Source organism: Dehalococcoidia bacterium (genome assembly GCA_025060295.1).
Lineage (GTDB): Bacteria > Chloroflexota > Dehalococcoidia > Lucifugimonadales > HRBIN23 > HRBIN23.
On record JANXCH010000007.1, the window covers coordinates 24,664 to 39,938 of the forward strand.

Annotated in this window: 16 protein-coding genes and 1 rRNA gene; 14 read left to right on the forward strand and 3 right to left on the reverse strand. The window is 65.1% G+C overall.

The window, feature by feature from the left end; all coding sequences use genetic code 11:
• Nucleotides 1-203: 203 nt before the first annotated feature.
• Nucleotides 204-1,391 carry a pyridoxal phosphate-dependent aminotransferase gene (locus NZ951_03765; GenBank protein MCS7207037.1) on the reverse strand — a complete coding sequence of 396 codons (1,188 nt, stop codon included), beginning with the start codon at nt 1,389-1,391 and terminating at the stop codon, nt 204-206.
• A 153-nt stretch (nt 1,392-1,544) separates the two neighbouring features.
• Between NZ951_03765 and purF the strand changes: the two genes are divergently transcribed.
• From purF to NZ951_03820, 11 genes are all read left to right on the forward strand, one after another.
• Complete coding sequence (gene purF / locus NZ951_03770) at nt 1,545-2,945, forward strand: amidophosphoribosyltransferase (GenBank protein MCS7207038.1); 1,401 nt, start codon at nt 1,545-1,547, stop codon at nt 2,943-2,945.
• 448 nt (nt 2,946-3,393) lie between these two features.
• The gene (locus NZ951_03775; protein ID MCS7207039.1) at nt 3,394-4,371 is read left to right on the forward strand and encodes a hypothetical protein; all 978 of its coding nucleotides are present in this window, start codon (nt 3,394-3,396) and stop codon (nt 4,369-4,371) included.
• Nucleotides 4,301-4,636, forward strand: a complete 336-nt coding sequence (locus NZ951_03780) for a lamin tail domain-containing protein (protein MCS7207040.1) — start codon at nt 4,301-4,303, stop codon at nt 4,634-4,636. The genes NZ951_03775 and NZ951_03780 overlap by 71 nt, the downstream gene beginning before the upstream one ends.
• 76 nt (nt 4,637-4,712) lie before the next feature.
• Nucleotides 4,713-4,865 carry a hypothetical protein gene (locus tag NZ951_03785; protein ID MCS7207041.1) on the forward strand — a complete coding sequence of 51 codons (153 nt, stop codon included), beginning with the start codon at nt 4,713-4,715 and terminating at the stop codon, nt 4,863-4,865.
• A gap of 4 nt (nt 4,866-4,869) precedes the next feature.
• Nucleotides 4,870-5,532 carry a phosphoribosylanthranilate isomerase gene (locus NZ951_03790; protein MCS7207042.1) on the forward strand — a complete coding sequence of 221 codons (663 nt, stop codon included), beginning with the start codon at nt 4,870-4,872 and terminating at the stop codon, nt 5,530-5,532.
• A gap of 47 nt (nt 5,533-5,579) precedes the next feature.
• Nucleotides 5,580-5,738 (forward strand): hypothetical protein, encoded by a 159-nt coding sequence (locus NZ951_03795; GenBank protein MCS7207043.1) that lies wholly within the window; start codon nt 5,580-5,582, stop codon nt 5,736-5,738.
• Between the two features lie 225 nt (nt 5,739-5,963).
• On the forward strand, nt 5,964-7,187 hold the full coding sequence (gene trpB, locus NZ951_03800; protein MCS7207044.1) for a tryptophan synthase subunit beta: 1,224 nt from the start codon (nt 5,964-5,966) through the stop codon (nt 7,185-7,187).
• On the forward strand, nt 7,184-7,684 hold the full coding sequence (locus NZ951_03805) for a hypothetical protein (protein MCS7207045.1): 501 nt from the start codon (nt 7,184-7,186) through the stop codon (nt 7,682-7,684). The genes trpB and NZ951_03805 overlap by 4 nt, the downstream gene beginning before the upstream one ends.
• Nucleotides 7,685-7,784: 100 nt before the next feature.
• Nucleotides 7,785-8,900, forward strand: coding sequence for a TRAP transporter substrate-binding protein (locus NZ951_03810; protein ID MCS7207046.1), 1,116 nt, complete (start codon nt 7,785-7,787; stop codon nt 8,898-8,900).
• Nucleotides 8,901-8,937: 37 nt separating this feature from the next.
• Nucleotides 8,938-9,513 carry a TRAP transporter small permease gene (locus NZ951_03815; GenBank protein ID MCS7207047.1) on the forward strand — a complete coding sequence of 192 codons (576 nt, stop codon included), beginning with the start codon at nt 8,938-8,940 and terminating at the stop codon, nt 9,511-9,513.
• Nucleotides 9,514-10,833 (forward strand): TRAP transporter large permease subunit, encoded by a 1,320-nt coding sequence (locus NZ951_03820; protein MCS7207048.1) that lies wholly within the window; start codon nt 9,514-9,516, stop codon nt 10,831-10,833.
• Between the two features lie 53 nt (nt 10,834-10,886).
• Here NZ951_03820 and rrf read toward each other — a convergent pair.
• Nucleotides 10,887-11,003 (reverse strand): 5S ribosomal RNA (rrf, locus tag NZ951_03825).
• A 127-nt stretch (nt 11,004-11,130) separates the two neighbouring features.
• Between rrf and larE the strand changes: the two genes are divergently transcribed.
• From larE to larC, 3 genes are read left to right on the forward strand one after another with little or no spacing between them, the layout of a single operon-like run.
• Entirely contained in the window at nt 11,131-11,991 is an 861-nt protein-coding gene (larE, locus tag NZ951_03830; protein MCS7207049.1) for an ATP-dependent sacrificial sulfur transferase LarE, read from the forward strand.
• A complete protein-coding gene (locus NZ951_03835) occupies nt 11,988-12,491 on the forward strand; it encodes a hypothetical protein (protein ID MCS7207050.1) in 504 nt (167 codons plus the stop codon). Before larE ends, NZ951_03835 begins: the two co-directional genes overlap by 4 nt.
• Complete coding sequence (gene larC / locus NZ951_03840) at nt 12,488-13,663, forward strand: nickel pincer cofactor biosynthesis protein LarC (protein MCS7207051.1); 1,176 nt, start codon at nt 12,488-12,490, stop codon at nt 13,661-13,663. The genes NZ951_03835 and larC overlap by 4 nt, the downstream gene beginning before the upstream one ends.
• A gap of 40 nt (nt 13,664-13,703) precedes the next feature.
• On the opposite strand, the gene NZ951_03845 is transcribed toward larC, so the two are convergent.
• On the reverse strand, nt 13,704-15,275 hold the full coding sequence (locus NZ951_03845; protein ID MCS7207052.1) for a hypothetical protein: 1,572 nt from the start codon (nt 15,273-15,275) through the stop codon (nt 13,704-13,706).

Genomic DNA, 15,275 nt, shown 5'->3' on the forward strand with positions numbered 1-15,275 from the left:
CCCCCACCCCTCCCTTTTTCCCCCTTGCCGGCAGGGGCGGAATATGGTAGCATCAGCCTCAGCGAAGGGAGGTGAGAGCCGATGTGTAGATCGTGCGCAGCCCACGCGGGTAAGGCTCCCTCCACCGAGAAGGGGAAGCCCAAGAAGTAGGTTTCCCTTACGGTGTGGTGCCGGGGAACGGGGGCGCAGGCCCTCGTTTCTTTTTAGCGCAGGGCCAGCGCCCGGGCCACCCGGCGGAAGCCCTCCAGTGCCCCTTCAATCACCCCCTCCTCCACGCAGTAGGCGATGCGGAAGTGGCCGGGCGTCCCGAACCCACTCCCCGGCACCACCAGCACCCGCTCCTCTTGCAGCCTCTGCACAAAGGCGATGTCGTCGGGGATGGGGGAGCGAGGAAACAGGTAGAAGGCCCCCTGGGGCTTCACCACCTGGTAGCCCATCTCCGTCAAAGCCGTGTAGAGCCAGTCCCGACGCTTCTGATACCAGCCGATGTCTACCGTGACATCCAAAAGGGAACGCACTAACACCTGCATTAGGGCGGGGGCGTTCACAAAACCCAAAACACGGTTGGCGAAGATGCAGGCGTCCACCACCTCGCTTTTGTCGGGGCAGTGGGGATGCACCGCCAAGTAGCCGATGCGCTCCCCCGGGAGGGAGAGGTCTTTGGAGAAGGAGGTGGCCACCAGGGTGCGGGGATGCGCAGCGAACACACTGGGCACCTGCACCCCGTCGTAGACCAACTTGCTGTAGGGCTCGTCGCTAATCAGGTAGAGGGGACGGCCAAAGCGGGCCTCCCCATAGCGGAGCACTTCCCCCACGGCGCGCACAACCGGGGCTGTGTAGACCACCCCTGTGGGGTTGTGGGGCGAGTTAAGAATGAGGGCGCGGGTGTTGGGGGTGAGAGCCTGGCGGATGCGCTCCGGGTCGGGCTGGAAGGTGGCGTCGGTGGGCACGATGCGCACCACGCCCCCGTGGTTGTCCGCATAGAAGGGGTATTCGGGGAAGAAGGGCGACAGGATGATCACCTCATCGCCCGGGTCCAGCAGAGCCTTCAAGGCTACATTGAGTGCGCCCCCTGCACCGCAGGTCATCACCACATCCTCAGCGGTGAAGGGAAGGCCCGTCTGCCTCTGCAAGTAGGCGGCCACGGCAGCGCGGGTCTCCAGGAAGCCGGCGTTGGGCATGTAGCGGTGCATCCCCGGGCTGGGGGCGTGAGCCACTTCCTGCAGGAGACGTCGGAAGGCCTCGGGGGGCTCCAGAATGGGATTGCCCAGGGACAGGTCAAAGACCTTATCGGGGCCATAGCGCGCCTTCAGGCGCGCCCCCTCCTCAAACATGCGCCGAATCCACGAGCCTTGCTCCATGGCGTGGCGCACCTTCTGGGCAATGGCCAAGGGGCGGGTCTCTGGTCCCTGCACAGTGGTGCCTCCCGTTCACTGGGTAAGAGGATAGCCCCTGTCCCCGCGGGCGTCTAGGGGATACCCCCCATTGACCCACCGGAGGGATTGTGCTAGCATAAAACAGGATTCCCCCCTGGAGGCGACTGGGTGCACGACTCTCCCCGGGAGGCGTGTGGCATCTTTGGGGTGTACGCCCCAGGGGAGGATGTAGCCCGTATCACCTTCTTCGGCCTGTTTGCCCTCCAGCATCGCGGCCAGGAGAGCGCCGGCATCGCCACGGCTGATGGGGTCTCCCTCTTCCTGCACAAGGATATGGGGCTGGTCTCCCAAGTGTTCCGAGAGGGGGATCTGCACCGCCTGCGGGGGCATATGGCCATCGGCCACACCCGCTACTCCACCACCGGCTCCAGCCGCCCCCAGAACGCCCAGCCCATCCGTGTGGAGGGGGCCAACGGCGTCCTGGCCCTGGGGCATAACGGGAATGTCATCAACGCCAAGCAGTGGCGCACCCGCCTGGAGGCCGAGTGGGGGTGTCGGTTCACCACCTCCACCGATTCGGAGGTGATTGCCCACCTGTTGGCCAACGCCCCTGGGCGGGACTGGGGGGAGCGGGCCGCCTTCCTTATGCGGACGCTGGAAGGGGCCTATTCCCTGGTGGTGCTGACACCCACTACCCTGCTGGCCATTCGGGATCCGTTAGGGGTGCGTCCCCTGTGCCTGGGGCGGTTCAATGGCGGATGGGTGGTCGCCTCGGAGACCTGCGCCCTGGAGCACATCGGGGCCACCTTCCTGCGGGAGGTGGAGCCAGGGGAGGTGGTGCAGGTGAACGCCCCCTTCCCCCACACCCTTTACAAGGCCCCCGCCCCCAAGCGCGCCCTGTGCGTGTTTGAGTTCATCTACTTCGCCCGGCCGGACAGCCGTATGGACGGCCTTCTGCTCTACAATGCCCGCCGGCGCATGGGGCAAGAACTGGCGCGAGAGCATCCCGTGGATGCCGATCTGGTCATCGGAGTGCCCGATTCGTCCATTCCCGCCGCCCAGGGGTTTGCCGAGGCGTCGGGGATCCCTTATGCTGAAGGGCTTATCAAGAACCGCTATGTGTGGCGCACCTTTATTCAGCCCGACCAGCGCATCCGCGACCTCGGGGTGCGTCTGAAGTTCAACCCCCTGCGGGAGGTGTTGGAGGGAAAGCGCCTGGTGGTGGTGGACGATTCCATTGTGCGGGGGACGACGACGCCCCATGTGGTCAACCTTTTGCGCCGGGCCGGGGCCAGAGAGGTGCACATGCGCATCACCGCCCCGCCCATCTGCTGGCCCTGCCCCTTCGGTATTGATATGGCCACCCGTGCCGAACTCATCGCCGCCCACAAGAGCGTGGAGGAAATTCGCCAGGCCATCGGGGCCGACTCGCTGGGGTATTTGAGCCTCCCGGGGTTGTATCGGGCCTTGGGTTTGCCCAGGGACCGCTTTTGCGACGCCTGCTTCTCGGGGGCATATCCCGTGGATGTGCAGTTGGAGATGGATAAACTGGCCCTGGAGCGGGTGTAGCCCCGCACACCTCGCATAGGGGGGTGGCGGGCGTGCGCACCCTGGGGTGTGGCGTCCTGTTCTTGCTTGGGCTGGTGGGGGCCTTGGCGGGGGCGTGCACGGCCCCAGCAGCCTCCGTTTTGAGCCCCACCCCCTCTCCCCATTCTGCCCCCGCGCTGGTGCCCACGCCCACCCCCATGCCTTCTCCGCCTCCCCCTCCCATCCTTGTTACCCCCGCCCCCTCGCCTTCTCCCCTCCCTGTGCACCCCACCCCTACCCCATCCACCCCCCGCCTCATTCTGAACGGGCGCACCTTTTACCTCGAGGTGGCCGACACCTGGGAGAGGCGTTTGCAGGGGCTGATGTTTCGGGAGAGCCTCCCCCAGGACTGGGCCATGCTGTTCGTCTTTGAGGAGGAACGGCACTGGCCCTTCTGGATGAAGAACACCCTTATCCCCCTGGACATCCTGTGGCTCTCCAGCGCCTTGGAGGTTGTGGACATCCAGACCATGCACCCCCAGCCGGGGGCGTCGGATGCGGAGTTACGGGTCTATGTGCCCCGTGCCCCAGCCCTCTATGCGGTGGAGATGAACGCCGGCCTGGCCCAGGCCTATGGCTTCGCCATCGGCATGCGGGCGGTGGTGGAGGGCTACACCCTCCCCCACGCCCCGGCCAGTCCGTCCTCGCCCACACCGACCCCAACACCTGTGCCAACACCTACGCCCCCTCCACCACCAACGCCCACACCATCCCCCACCCCTACTCCAACCCCAACCCCTACGCCACTGCCTTCGCCCACGCCTACAGTAACCCCAACTCCTTCGCCCACACCAACGCCTTCTCCGACGCCGTCGCCCACCGCAACCCCAATGCCCTCTGCAACGCTGACACCCACGCCGACCCCAACACCTGTGCCAACACCTACGCCCCCTCCACCACCAACGCCCACACCATCCTCCACCCCTACTCCAACCCCAACCCCTACGCCGCTGCCTTCGCCCACGCCTACAGTAACCCCAACTCCTTCGCCCACACCAACACCTTCTCCGACGCCGTCGCCCACCCCGCTCCCCACACCCACACCATCCCCCACGCCTACAGCAACCCCGACACCTACGCCAACGGCCACACCCACACCGTCGCCCACGCCCACGCCGACCCCTCTGCCCACGCCTACGCCCACCCCTACTGCAACCCCAACTCCTACACCCACACCCACCGCGACGCCTACCCCAACGCCGATGCCCCCTCCCACGCCAACGCCAACTCCCTCCCCCATTCCGACGCCTACACCAACACCGACCCCCACCGCAACACCTACACCCTCCCCGACCCCCTCACCGACCCCAACGCCTCCGCCGTCCCAGGGATATGGGGTGGTCATCCGCTGCATCTTCTACGATGGGCGGGTGCCCCGCACCGAGGCCGACGAGTATGTGGAGATTGAGCATCAAGGGCAGAGCCCCGTCAACCTCCAGGGGTGGGTGCTCAAAGACATCTCCGACGGCTCGCCCTCCTTTACCTTCCCCTCTTTTGTCCTTCAGCCCGGGCGGCGTATACGGGTGTATACCAACCAGGTGCATCCCGAGTGGGGCGGGTTCTCCTTCAACTGGGGACGCGCCATCTGGGATAACACCAACCCCGATACCGCCGCCCTCTACGATGCAACGGGGAACGAGGTCTCCCGCAAGAGCTACCCGCCAGGGTGCTGAAGGGCGCTACCTTTGTGCCCGCTGGGGTATACTTGTGGGGGTAGCCTGGGCACAGGGGATTGAGAAGGTGGTGAGTATGCGCCTTTCTGCAGGGCAGGCGACAGTAGTGCGGGAGGCCCTCCGCCTGCGGGTGCCTACGGTGATAGAAATCCCCATAGACCCCCAGGACCTCCCCTTCCCGGCGCGGGCAGCCGATGTGTTCCAGGGGCGACAGTCAACACGACGCTAGGGCGATGCTGGTGAAGATCTGCGGCCTGCGCTCACTGGAGGACCTCCACGCCGCTGCCGAGGCGGGGGCCGACTTGGTGGGTATCGTGTTTGTGCCGGGGGTGCGGCGGCGGGTGGAGCCAGATGTGGCCGAGGAGATGGTAAAGCGCTTCCGCCGCGAGCGCCAGGGTGGGCACCTGCCCCGGGTGGTGGGCCTGTTCGCCCGCCAGCCGTTGGAAGAGGTGCAGGCCGTGGCGCGCCAGGTGGGCCTGGATATGGTGCAACTGTGCGGGGACGAGGATATCCCCTTCGCCTTACAGGTGGGCCTGCCCGTCCTGAGGGCCGTGCATATCCTCGGCTCCGGCCCTACCTCTGTGGCCCAGGTGGAGGGGCAGGTACGGGCGCTGGAGGAGGCGGGGATCACCCCCCTTTTGGACCGGGGCGGGGGGCCACAGCCGGGGGGCTTGGGCAAGCCCTTTGACTGGACGGTGGCCCAGGCTCTGGCCCAGAAGGGGCGTCGCTTCTTCCTGGCGGGTGGTCTCACCCCTGACAATGTGGCCCAGGCAGTGCGCCTTGTGCGCCCCTACGGGGTGGATGTCTCCAGCGGGGTGGAGACCAACGGCGTCAAGGACTACGACAAGGTGCGGGCCTTCGTGCGGGCAGCACGGGAAGCCAGCGCCACGTGCTAGGGCTGATCTCCAAGCCCCCTTTCCCTGAATCCGTTTGGACCGGGTGGGTGAAAGACAACACCCTAGTGATCGCCCCGCCCCTCCCCTATGCGGAGGTGCCGTCCGTCCTGCGCACGGCCGTGTTTCACAAACGCCTCACCGAAGAGAAGGGATGCGGCCTTCGGCGTCTGCTGCGCCCTGGGGATACGGACCGCCTCTCCGCCTGACCTGCACATACGGGCCTGGCGCTTGGACAAGGAGTGTGGCCTTCCCCGTGTGTATGACATGCACTACGCCGCTGGCCGAGGGTCTGTCCACCCCCTCTCTACTGCCGACAAGCGCCTAGTGCACGCCCTAGCCCGCCGTCGCCCCTGGGCACCATGGGTGGGGCCCGAAGGCCTGTCCTGACCCGTCTAGGGTCTAGTGGAGGCTCCTTTGCTACAATAGAGGAGATGGTGCACACGCCCCTATCGTCCCTCCCCGATGCCCGTGGACGCTTCGGCCCCTATGGGGGGCGGTTCGTCCCCGAAACCCTCATGAGCGCCCTGGCCGAACTGGAGGAGGCCTACCGCGCTGTCCGCCACGACCCCTCCTTCCAGCAGGAGTTGGCCCACCTCCTCCGCACCTATGTGGGGCGTCCCACACCCCTTACCTTCGCCCGCAACCTCACCACCCACCTGGGCGGGGGGAAGGTCTACCTCAAACGGGAGGATCTGGCCCACACAGGTGCCCACAAAATCAACAACGCCCTGGGACAGGCCTTGCTGGCCAAGCGCATGGGCAAACGGCGCATCATTGCCGAAACGGGGGCGGGCCAGCACGGTGTGGCCACTGCCACCGCCTGCGCCGTCTTGGGCTTGGAGTGTGTCATCTACATGGGGAGCGAGGATATGCGCCGGCAGGGGCTGAATGTGTTCCGCATGCGCCTGCTGGGGGCCGAGGTGCGCCCTGTGGAGGGGGGGTCCCGCACCCTCAAAGACGCCATCAACGAGGCCATGCGGGACTGGGTTACCCATGTGCGCACCACTTTCTACATCCTGGGAAGCGTGGTGGGGCCCCACCCCTATCCCATGATGGTGCGGGACTTCCAGGCGGTCATCGGGCGGGAGGCGCGCCAGCAAATCCTGGAGGCCGAGGGGCGCCTGCCCGATTACCTGGTGGCCTGTGTGGGCGGGGGGAGCAACGCCATGGGCCTCTTTTACCCTTTCCTGGATGACCTGGGGGTGCACCTGGTGGGGGTGGAGGCGGGTGGGAAGGGGCTGGAGACCGGCCAGCACGCCGCTTCCCTGACGGCGGGACGGCCGGGGGTGCTCCACGGCTCCTACAGTTACCTGCTGCAGGATGCGCATGGCCAGGTGCGGGAGACCCATAGCATCTCGGCGGGGCTGGACTACCCTGGCGTGGGCCCCGAGCACGCATGGCTGAAGGATACGGGGCGGGCCACCTACACCGCCGTTACCGACCAGGAGGCCCTGGAGGGCCTGCAGACCCTTGCCCGCCTGGAGGGCATTATCCCCGCATTGGAGCCGGCCCATGCGGTGGCCTATGCGTTGCGGTTAGTGCCCACCCTACCTCCCTCGGCCTTGGTGGTGATTGGAATCAGCGGGCGGGGGGATAAGGACATGGAGACGGTGGCCCGCGCCCTGGGCATGGGGAACAGGCAGGCAGATTTATGAGCCTGGAGTGTGCCTTCCACCCCGGGGTAGAGACGGCCCTGCGCTGTGGGCGCTGTGAACGGCCCATCTGTCCCCGCTGCGTGGTGCATACCCCTGTGGGGGCGCGCTGTCGGCAATGTGCCCAGGTGCGGCGCCTGCCCACTTACACCCTGACGCCCGCCTATGCCCTGCGGGGGGTGCTGGCGGGGGTAGGCGTGGGGGTAACGGTGGGGCTGGGCATCAGCGGCCTCCTGCGCCTGGTGCCGATGCCCTTCATGCTGATAGGGTGGCTGGTGCCCCTGTACTTCATTGGGGCGGGGTTTGCGGTGGGGGAGGCGGTCAGCCTGGCCACCAACCGCAAGCGGGGGGCGTGGCTGCAGGGCATAGCCCTGCTGGGCTTCCTCATCGCCTTCCTCGTGCCTGCCCTGCTGGTGCCCTCCTTTATGCTGTGGCGCGACCTGTTCTCGTTGGCGGGGCTGATCGTGGGCATCGCTCTGGCCATCGCTCGGGTGCGGTAGGGGGCGTTCCTTTCGCCCTCCAAGCGGTGCGCTCCGCACTCCTTGACAAGCCTTGCAGCCACTGCTATAAGATGGAGCAAACTGCCGGGGGAGGTAGACCATGAATCAGCGGAGCGGGATGCATCTTGTGGGTGTGGTGATTAGTGTATTGCTCGCTCTTTTTGCGCTTTCGTGCGCCCGTGCCGCGACGCCGACGCCCTCCCGTCCCGCGCCCGCTGCGCCGGTGGCTCCGGCCGCTGCCCCCACCCCTGCTCCCACCCCGACACCAGCTCCCGTCCAACCCGAGTTTCGCCTGAAGTTTGTGGGCACCAACCGCACCTTTCCCCAGTTCCAACTGATGCAATGGTGGGGGGATGAACTCACCAAGCGCACCAACGGGCGCGTGGTAGTGGAGTATACCAGCCTCCCCGAACTGGGGCTGACGGGGTTTGAGATGGTGCGGGTGATGCGGGCAGGGTTGGTGGATGTGGCCGATGTACTTCCCGGCTATGTGTCGGGCGACTTGCCTTTGCTGGAGGGGGCCGACATCGCCGGCCTGTTCCACTCCTACGACACCTACCAGCCGGCCTTCCAGGCGTGGTTGAAGGTGCTGAAGGAGAACGAGGAGAAGATGGGGGGCAAGTTCATCGGTGCCCACGCCTGGTCCAACCAATACCTGTTCAGCCGTAAACCCATCCGCGACCTGTCGGACCTCAAAGGGATGAAAGTGCGCATCTGGTTCACCTCGCTGGCGGACTACTTGCGTGCCTTGGGAGCCGAGCCTGTAACCATCCCGTTTGCCGAGGTCTACACCGCTATGGAGAGGGGAACAGTGGACGGGGTTGTCACAGGCTCCGACGCGGGCTATAACGCAAAACTCTACGAGGTGTCCAAGTACTTGGTGGATATCGGGGTCGGCCCCAAGATGACGGCGGTGGTGATCAGCAAGAAGACATGGGATAAACTGCCTCCCGATGTGCGGAAGGTGATTGAAGACCTGGAGCCTGAGTTGATACGGCGGGGCTTCCAAATGGGGCGCGAAACCACCGAGACGGGCATCAAAGGGAACATAGAGAAGGGGATGGAGTTTATCCCCGCCAAGCCGGAGTGGTACGCCACTTTCAAGGAGATCGTGGAGAAGCAAGTGGTGCCCGCCTGGGTGAAACGGGCCGGCGCCGACGGGAAGAAGGCGTTTAACAATGTGCTGGGCCCCCTAGTGGGATATACCATCCCCTAAGGGGGTGGCTGGCTCCCCACGGTGTAGGCACACGACCATGCGTCTCGCCCCGGCACAGGCGCCTCCCCGCCTCGCACAGGTGGTGATGCGTGTCTATCGGATGGTGGGGTATGTGGCGGAGGGGATGGCCTTGTTCAGCGGGGCATTGTTCCTGCTGGTCGCTTTCTATACCACGGCCGATGTCATCGGCCGGCGTTTCGGCACCTTCTCCGGCGTTACCGATGAGGTGAGCGCCTATGTGCTGGTTACGGGGGCCATGTGGGGGCTGGCCTTCGCCTTACGCACAGGTGCCCATGTGCGCATTGATGTGCTCCTGCCGGTGCTCCCGCGCCCCGTGCGCCAGGGCTTGGACATTGTGGCGACCCTGTTGATGGGCCTCTTCGCTGGGATTCTGGCTTTTTACGCCTGGCGGATGGCTATGGTCTCGTGGGACCTGAAGGCGAAGGCCCTGGGGCTGTTGGGCGCGCCCTTGTATATCCCCCAGTGGATGATGGCGTGGGGCCTCTCGGTGCTGGTGCTGGAGGCGGTTCTCCTCGTCGCCGTCAAGCTAGTGTCTGTGCTGTTCCTGGGAGGACAAGAGGTCGCCGGCTCCCCGCCACAGGAGGAGGGGTAGATGGCGGTCCTGGCCTTGGCCCTGGCGGGTGGGCTGATGCTGGTATTCTTCCTGCTGGGGCTGTATGTGGCCGTAGCCCTGGGGCTGATCGCCTTTACCCTGATGTTCTTCCTGAGCGATCGCCCCGTATGGGAGAGTGTAGCCCAGATTGCATGGAATGTGAATGTCAATGTAGTGCTGGTGGCCATCCCCCTGTTCGTGTTGATGGGAGAGTTGCTCCTGCGCAGCGGCCTCAGCGAACGGCTCTACCAGACCATGTCCAAATGGGTGGGGCGCTTGCCGGGGGGCTTGTTGCACAGCAACATCGCTGCGTGCGCCGTTTTTGCAGCGGTGTCGGGGTCCAGCGTGGCCACGGCGGCCACCATCTCGTCGGTTGCCCTTCCCCACTTCCGCGCCAAGAACTATAACGAACGGATGGTCATCGGGTCGCTGGCGGCGGGGGGCACTTTGGGCATCCTCATCCCCCCCAGTATCAACATGATCGTTTACGCCTTGCTGGCCGACGAGTCTATCGGGCGGTTGTATATGGGGGGTGTGTTCCCGGGGCTGCTCCTCACCCTATCGTTCATGGGGGTGATCGCCGTCATCGCCAAGATATGGCCCCGAGTGGCTCCGGTGGAGCCGCCCGTGCCCTGGCGGGAGCGGTTGTTGGGGCTGGTGAGCATGCTCCCCATTGTGGGGCTGATCTTTTTGGTGCTGGGGACGATCTATTTCGGCGTGGCCACGGCAACAGAGGCGGCCAGTTTCGGGGTGGCGGGGGCGTTTCTGCTGGCCCTGGTGAACCGCAGGGTGTCCTGGTCCATGCTGCGGGAGACGCTCCTCTCTACGGTGATGACCACCTCTATGATCATGCTCATCCTGTCGGCGGCGTTTATCATCAACTTCATCCTGGCCCATTTGGGAGCGCCCGCAGCCTTAGCGCGAGCAGTGTCCGATGCGGGCTTCACTCCCCTGCAGATGGTGCTGGTCCTCATCGGGTTCTATATCCTGCTGGGGACCTTTATGGACGGCTTCTCCATGATGGTGATTACTATTCCCATCCTCGTGCCCATTCTGCAGGATTTAGGCATCAACAAGGTGTGGTTCGGCATCCTGGTGGTGATGCTGACGGAGGCCGCCCTGATCAGCCCGCCGGAGGGGTTGAACCTGTATGTTCTGCACGGGTTGCGCAAACGCGCTATAGGGATGCGCAAGGGGACCATCGTGGATGTGTGGATTGGGGTGCTCCCCTTCTTGGTGGCTATCATCCTCACTCTGGCCCTGGTGGTGTTGTTCCCCGACATCGTGCTGTGGCTTCCCAATACCATGAAGGGGCGCTAAACAGGAAAGGGGCCTGCCCTCTTGGGGGAAGGCCCCTTATGCTTGCGGTGTGCCCCCGGCCACGGCCTATTTTCCCAGCCCCTTGCGAGGCCAGTATCGTCGGCGCTGGGGCGTTTCACGACCGTGTTCGGGATGGGAACGGGTGGGTCCGCCCCGCTCTAGTTACCGAAGGCACACCAGCACTCAGATACTATATCCCCTCTGCCCTTGGGCGTCAAGCCCCCAAGGCTTGACGGAAAAGGCCCCCCAGGGCACACTGGGCATAGTGCGGGGCCGAGTGTGCGCCCGGCTGGGGAAATGGGCGTGTACCCTCTACCCGACCTGACAGCGGAGACGCAAGGCAAAGAGCGCCGCCTGAAGGCCCTCCTGCAGGAGATGGGGTCGGTGTTGGTGGCCTACTCGGGAGGGGTGGACAGCACCTACCTGGCAGTGGTGGCCCACGATGTGCTGGGGGAGCGGGCCTTGGCCGTTACAGCCGTCTCCCCGGCGGTACCTCCCGAGGAGGTGGCCGAGGCCCAGCGCCTCGCCCAGCAGTTCGGCTTCCGCCACCGCCTGGTCCAGACCCACGAGGTGGACGATCCCCGCTACCGCGCCAACAGCCCCCTGCGCTGTTACTTCTGTAAGACGGAACTGTACACCGTGCTGCGCCCACTGGCCCAGGCGGAGGGGCTGGCATGGATTCTCAACGGCACCATCACCGACGATTTGGGCGACTATCGTCCGGGCCTGCAGGCAGCGCGGGAGCACGGTGTGCGCGCCCCTCTGGCGGAGGCGGGGTTGAGCAAGGCGGAGGTGCGCGCCCTCTCCCGCGCCCGGGGTTTACCCACCTGGGATAAGCCCGCTATGGCGTGCTTGTCGTCCCGCATCCCCTACGGGACGCCCGTGAGCGTGGAGGCGTTGCAGCGCATTGGACGAGCGGAGGCGGTTGTGCGCTCCCTGGGCTTTCGCCAGGTGCGGGTGCGCCACCACGAGAGCATCGCCCGCATAGAGGTGGAGCCGGCCGACATCCCCCGCCTGGTGGAGCCGGGGGTGCGCACCCGCGTGGTGGAGGCCCTGAAAGCCCTGGGATATAGGTATGTAACGGTGGACTTGGTCGGGTATCGCACGGGAAGTCTCAACGAGGTTTTGCATCCTCATCCAACAGAGGAGAGACGATGACCACACCACACCGTTTGATGGGCATCAACGACTTTGTAGAGGAACTAGCCCGCACCCTTCTGCGGGCCCCCCTCAGAGACCGCTACAGCGACCACGAGGAGTTCAAAAGCCACCTGAAGGCCCTGATGGAGACCTTTCTGAAAGATTCCCTTGCTTCTGCCCAGACACCCTATGCGGTGTGGAGCGGGGTGGCCGAGCCGGGTGCCCATGGGATCGTACCCACCCGCGCCTTCGGGCAGACCTATATTCCCGACTTGGTGGTGGACATCGCCGGGCGTCCGACCCTGGCTTTCCTGGGGCGCTTTTTGGGCAACCGGCGCACCGCTGGCGACCATCTGGCCGAAGCCCTGGGCAAAGCCCTGGTCCTCTCCGCCGCCTATCCCGCCGTCTTCCTGTTCTGCTATGCCCCCGATGGGGCAGTGCACCCCAGCGGGTTGATGGACCGGGAAATTCTTTTGGACCTCTGGTCGCGCCATAAGGTGCGCGTGGTGTTGCGGTGAAGGTGCGGGCTGCCTATCTGCACCTCATCGGGGGCGTCAGCGGGGACATGCTGCTGGCGGCCCTGGTGGATGCGGGTTTGCCCCTGTCCGTCCTGGAGGGGGCCTTCCGCGCCCTGGGGGTCGGGGGATGGCGTCTGGAGACCACCCGCGCCCAGCGGGGGGGCGTGGTGGGCACCCATCTCCGTATCCAAACGGACTCTTCAGCCCGCGTGGAGTCGTGGGACGCCTTCCGCCGCATTCTGACCGCATCCACCCTGCCCCGTCCCCTTGTAGAGAAGGCTTTGGCCGCACTAGAGCGTTTGGAACAGGCCGAGGCCCACGCTCATCGCCAGCCCAGGAGCCACCTCCACGAGTTGGGAAATCTGGACACCCTGCTGGATATCGTGGGTGTGGTAGTGGGGCTGGCCCATTTTGGCGTGGAGCGTGTGTACGCCTCGCCCCTGCCGGTGGGCAGTGGGTTGGTGCGCTCCGAGCATGGCCTCCTGCCCGTGCCGGCGCCCGCCACCCTGGCCCTTATAGCAATGGCCCAGGCCCCTGTGGTCCCCCCAAGTGCCACCGAGGTAGGGGAACTTGTAACCCCCACGGGCGCTGCCCTGGTAACCACCCTGGCCACCTTCACCCGCCCCATTATCCAGGTGGAGCGCTACGGCTACGGCCTGGGGACGCGGGAGGTGCTCCCCGTCCCCAATGCGCTGGCGATATGGATGGGCACGGTGGAGGAGGAGGTGCCCCCCCTGGTGCTTTTGGAGACCAACATAGACGATATGAACCCCCAACTGTTCGGGTATGTGCAGGAGCGCCTGTTTGCGTTGGGGGCGCGGGATGTGTGGTTGCAACCCTTGCAGATGAAGAAGGGGCGGCCGGGGGTGCTTCTGTCGGCGTTGGTGCCGGCCGCGCTGGAGGCGGAGGCGGTGGCCCTGCTCTTTCGGGAGACCACCACCCTGGGGGTGCGGACGCGTCCTGTCTACCGCCACGAGGCCCAGCGAGAGATACGAACGGTGTCCACCAGCCTGGGGGCGGTGCCCGTGAAAGTGAAGGTGTGGGAGGGGCGGCCTATTACGCTGGCCCCCGAGTATGAAGCCTGCAAACGCATCGCCCAGGAGCGGGGCCTGCCCCTGCAGCAGGTTATGCGGCAGGTGGCGCGAGAGGCAGAGCAGGCCCTGGGGCTGTAGAACGGTTCTCCCCCACCGGGCACAGGAGTAAGGCGAGGCATTACTCTCCGCGCCACTCCAGGACGATGATGGTGTCGTTTTCTAAGGCGGGTGTGAACCCCGCCGTCACGAGATGGCTTGTCTCCTTAATGACGCGTTTGTCCAAAAACAGGTAGCGGATGCGGTGCTCCCGCACCAGGGAGACGATGTCATCCGTTGAGGTGCTGTGGACAAGGCGAAGTGCTACGGCGTTCTGCCACACCTCGTCCTTGAGAGCCATCCATTTGGGGTCGCTGGCGCTAAAGGCAGGGAGGCGGGCATAGCCCTCCACCCACCAGAAGTATTGGAAACCCCGGGGGTTGTCCGAGGCTACCACCACGCTGCGGGGGACGCCGTTCACTCGTAGCCACTCTAGGGCCTGGTGCACCTCGGGGGTAACCACCTTATACCACTCGTGGGCAGCGACGGTGCGCTGGTGCCCGCGCACCACAAGGAAAAGGACAAAAGTGAGCGTTACAGCAAGCACTACACCTTGCCCCAGCACCCGGTGCAACGGCTGGAGGTCTTGGAGAGAGGCCCACAAGTCATTCAGAACGGCGCAGAGCCCCACGACTATCCCCACCTCTAACAACCCCAGGAACCGAGACTCCCCCGTAGGGATATAGAGAGCGAAGGCGGTTGCAATAATGGGCACAGTGATGGCGTGCAGAACTGTTATGCGTCCCCATGGTAGGAGACAATAGGTGACCAACCCTGTCGCCAGGGGAATAACCAAAAAAACTGATCCTGCATGGCCCGGCCACTCCCGGAACACGAAGGCTACCGATTCGCCGAAGGCAAGGCCACCAGGGTTGAGGGGCACCTCAGCAAAGGAGGAGAAGTAGATCCCATATATGGGAGCCAAAAGCATTCCACCGAGCAGAAAAGGCACACCCCACCATTGGAAAATGGAGCGCAAGACCTTAGGATGCACCCAACGATACCAGATGGCGAAGGTAAACAGAAGAGGGGCAGCGACGCCGAGGCTGGCTACAGTCCACACCGAGGTGAACAAACCGAGCACGCCCAACAGTGCAGATAGGAAAAGAAGGGTCTTTGAGCCGCCCCGGGCCAGGGCTGTGCCCAGTGTGGCCATACACCCCAGCATCAGCCCCTGTCCCAGCATCTGAGGATACCCACCCCACCCCAATGCCTCTCCCACGCTGTAGGGGAGAAAGAGCACCGCCAGCGTAACCAGCCCCCCCCACACAATACCTCCGGCTTGATAACCCAGAAAAAATACTGCCGGTCCCGCTGCCACCGAGGCCAATGCCCCCACCAACGCCAACCCAGGCAAGGGGGACAACACAGCACTCGCCCCCTTGGATAGAGCCGGCACCAGAGGCGGTACGACGGTATATGCTGCCCGCACCCGTTCCCCGAACAGGTCGTGCCCCAGGGCAAGCCAGTCGCCCGGGTCGGGGCCCGACGGCCCCCCTTGCGCTAAAATCCACCCGAACCGCCATGCCCCAATGCCCACGCACAGGGCAATCCCCACGATCCAAGCGCGCCAGCGCCAGAGCCCCTCCGGCACACGCCGAGCACGCACCGTAAGGGGCACAGCGAACGTCGCCGGGTAATGGACACCGGCCAT